The following is a 4,314-nucleotide window of genomic DNA, read 5'->3' as shown; positions in this document are numbered from 1 at the left end:
ACCTGGACCTGACCAAACAGGCCGAAAAGAATGAGGACGGGACGTACAGCCTTCCAGTGAAGATGTACGACGACACCAACAGCAAGCATGAGCTGAAAGGCGAGTACACCTTGGTGGTATCCGAGGACCATACCGTGGCCTTTGACTCTGCCGACCTGCGCACCGTGCGCGTGAACCAGAGCTGGAAAGAGGGCAATACCTCCACCACCATCTCTGCTATCTCCGGCGAGGCTGTCAACGAGGCCGAGACCATCTCCATCGTGCTGCCTCTGGGCCTGACCGCCGACAAGGTGGGTCTGGGCCAGAACATGGACGACGAGCAGGCCCGGCGCATCTTTGTGCCCGAGTCCCCCAACGCCACGGTGGAGTACTTTGCCCCCACCACCGACCAGACCAAGGCCCGCGTGGTGGTGACCGCCCGCGACGGCAAAACCAAGACCTTTAACGTAACCTTTAGTTACGAGCAGGCCCTGCGGGACGTGGCCATTATCGACCGTGAAGAAACCACCCAAACGCATGACGGCGCCGGCACCGTGGGCGAGGCCCAGGGCATTACCATGGACGCCAACGGCGACGCGGTGATCTACATTCCTGTTACTAACAACAAATGGCTGGACAATTCCCACCACACCACCAGCCACTTCTATGCCCGCTTTGCCAGTGGCAACGGCCTGGTGCGCGTGGAAGATCCCCAGCCCACTACCCCGGTAAACTTTGACACCACTTCCACCGCTTGGTCTGCTGGCACCAACGGCCACGACGAGCCCATTGTCAGCGTGAACAACACCATCCGCTTTGTGGATAATAACGGCGTTCGGACCGCTTGGCTCACCGTTATCACCAAGGCCAACTGGGACGAGGACGACAGCACCCTGAACAACCGCACCGCTGGCGACCGTGAGAACGTGTACGCCAACGTGAAAATCGTTCTGTCCGCCAAGGCGGGCGGCGGTTCCGGCAGCTCCGGCGATAAGCCCAAGCTGTACGAGCTGCAGCTGGACGGCTACCAGGCCAAAGTGAACCGCGATGGCTGGGAAGACGGCGACGAGATCGATATTTATGTCAGCAACAACGACTACATCACTTCTGGTTGGGATACCTACCAGGGCAAGCGCATCAGCGCGCTCACCAGCGCCGGGGCCACCATCAGCATCCCCGAGCAGAGCACCGCGGTGCACGGACCCTACTGGCAGGTCATTCCCACCCTGACCGACCCCTACGGCACCAAGGGCCGGCTGGAGAAGGGCGAAATTAACAATGTAAATATCGCCGGCCACCAGTTCAACCTGCAAATCACCTCTGGCGGCGAAAGCGCCAACATTAAGGTAAACCTGCTGAAAGCCGCCCACTATGTGCCCGAAATGACCGGCTTCCGGCTGTACGACGAGGCCAATGACGAGTGGTACGAGGGCGTGCAGACCAGTTACCGTGGCGACCACTTTGTGGTAACCCTGCCTCAGAGCTGGGGTACTGTTGTACCCGTGAATTCCCGTGTACGGGGTGAAGGCAAGGACACCAAGCTAGCTTTCATTTGGCAGAGTGGAGCCAATTCTGGCATTATAGGTACAAACACTTCGATTAACAAGGGAGCTGCACACTGGGTGCTTGATTTCAGTGAATTGGTTTCCGATGCTGATTTCCATGAGGCTATCAGTGCTGCTTGGACCTCCGGTGCGGGGACTACTGCTGAGATTACAGCAAAAATTGCATCCGGCACTGGCTGGACCAATGACAAAAAGCTGCTACTCTCTATCGGTAATGCTCCGTTCGCCTATGTCGATTTCAAAACCGCTGGCGTAGCCGATAATACGGCCCATACTCTGGCCTATAGTGTTTATCCTATCGGCAATAACGGCACTCATCCGTATACCGGTAAAGTGAAAGTCCGTGGCGCTGGCACCTTAGGTAACAATTTTGCTACCGCCGCAGGGCCTATGAGCGATCAAACTCCCAGTACAACTACTCGGCCTTCCTTCCAGATCGAGGATACTGTGAAGGCTTTTTACCCGGGTACTACTTCTAGTAACTTGGGTGACGAGAAAACTTCTATTCAAGCTGCCTTTACCAATAGCGCTGAAATCGGCCTAACCTACAGCTGTGCCCTGGGCTACACCTACGACAACCAGCCCCTGCATAACAAACTTACGAACTTCAAAGTCTACGCCGACATCAGCGATGGCACCTATGCCACCCCCGGCGGCAAGGGCTTTGGCGTGACCACTAAGGCTTTCGGCATGAACGGAGACGCCAACGGAAACGGCCGTAAGGATTCCTTTGAGTATGCCGAAATCGAGAACCACATCACCACGGTTAAGGACATTTGGACCGGTAACTACACCGTTGACAAGAGCGGCAAGGAAACTGGCCACGGCAAGATGAGCGACTACCTGGTGCTGCGCGTGACCAACAGCGAGAACAACGTGGACTTCCGGGACTACACCATTGAGCTGCGTCCCCAGGACAGCGTGAACGACGGCGTTTCCGGCGGAGCCAGCTCCATGGCTGAAATCACCGTGGGTAATGCCACCACCGCCCTGGACAATGACCTGGTTTATGGCGGCAACACCATTGCGATGATTGCCAACCGGACTATAAGCTATACCACAACTGCCAATACGACTGGAACTGTCGCGGCTGTAAATACTTCCGCTGACGTTCCTGTGGCCACCCCGGCCGCTACCGACCGTAGCGACCTGGAAACCCTGCGGCGTTTTGAGGGCAATACCGCCTATGCGGATGCCGCGAATCCCACTGATGCTGAGAACGATACCCACCTGGCGGAAACTGCCGCCCGTCTGAACGATGCCGCCGCTTACGTTGGCGCTATCAAGGACGGCAAGAACAGCTTCCCCATTGAGGTGAAGGACATTCCTGGCGTAACTGGCGCTAAGGTTCTGGAAGTGACTGTGCCCTACAACTACAAGGCCCAGACTAAGGCTCAGCAGACTGGCCAGACCAATGCCTGGAACGACGACGGCCAGAAGGTTTACTTCACCGGCGTTACAGCTTCCAAAAACTCTACTCTGGTGCGTTGGAACAACACCAACACTAAATATGAGAAAAATACCGCTGCTAATATTAATACAATTCTCTCCCTGGACATGAACATTCAGGACCAGCAGGGAGCTAGCAAACCCATCTCCTTCATCTTTACCGAGGACGAGATTGCCAAGGCCTGGAATGGCACCGCCATTAACCGCGATGTGATGAGCAAGGCCAATGTGCTGTACCTGTATAGCAAGTCCGACGAGGGCAAGGCTGCTGGCTACGTTGCTGGTGCCACCACTGACCATTCCGCTACTGCTCCTGGCGAAAAGGGCGCTACTTGGGAAGCCAAGGACACCATGCCCACCATGATCTACTACGTGGTGGCCAAGCGGGCCCCTGTAAGCAAGAACACTGCCCTTAGCAGCATCCAGTCCAATAAGCCCGGCCAGGTGGATGTGAATGTGAACTGGTCTCAGAAGATCATCGACGTTTCCATCCCCTACAGCTGGAACTGGGGCGCTTACCGCGAGGACAACAGCCATGACTTTACCTTCAACTTCGCCATCGACGAGAACGCGACCCTCATCGACGTAATGCACGACACCCCCGAGGTGCCCATGAAGGCCAACCGCTCTACTTCTGTAGACGTTTCCGAGTACGAGGGCAAGCGCCAGGGCGTGTTCCAGTGGATTTCCGGCAAGACCCAGTTCTTTGTCCGCAACGGCATGCTGTACACCTTTGACCCCGACACCGGCGACGAGCTGCAAATTACCGGTATTCAGGGCGACAAAGACGAGTACCGCAACTATGCCCACGGCGTGATCACCAGCAAGGACACCGAGCTGCGCATCTACGACCAGGACAAGAAGAACATCAATACCTACAAGCTGCGCGTGAACATCAAGGCCTCCGAGGGCATCGCCGACATCAAGACCCTGAAGGTGGGCGAGAGCTTTGCCGAGCTGGCCGAGGATGGTAAGACCTACAACGTGAAGCTGACCGACGAGGACCAGGCTTCCATGCTGATGGAGATTACCACCGCTTCCGCTCTGGCTACCGTAGAGGTAACTACCGTTGACGGCACCGAGACCTACGACGCCAACAACTACCTGACCAAGCGCTGGAACCTGACCGAGGGCGCTACCATTAAGGTAACCGCGGAAGATGACACCAGCAAGGTTTACAACCTGGTGATTGGCGAGGCCACCGAGCCCACCCCGAGCCCGACGCCCAGCGAGAAACCGAGCCCGAGCCCGACGCCGGACTTTGACGTGCTTGAGAAGTACCCCGACCTGGCTGGCATTAGTGCCGGAACATTGGAAGAAA

At 56.7% G+C, this 4,314-nt stretch carries 1 protein-coding gene; it reads left to right on the top strand.

All coding sequences use genetic code 11. The features are described 5' to 3' along the window. The coding region (locus U8U68_RS21530) for a hypothetical protein (RefSeq protein WP_322204462.1) at positions 1-4,314 on the top strand (4,314 nt) is incomplete at both ends.

It is taken from the genome of Acutalibacter intestini (assembly GCF_034334985.1).
GTDB lineage: Bacteria > Bacillota > Clostridia > Oscillospirales > Acutalibacteraceae > Acutalibacter > Acutalibacter intestini.
This window is presented reverse-complemented; position numbering and strand designations above follow the sequence as displayed.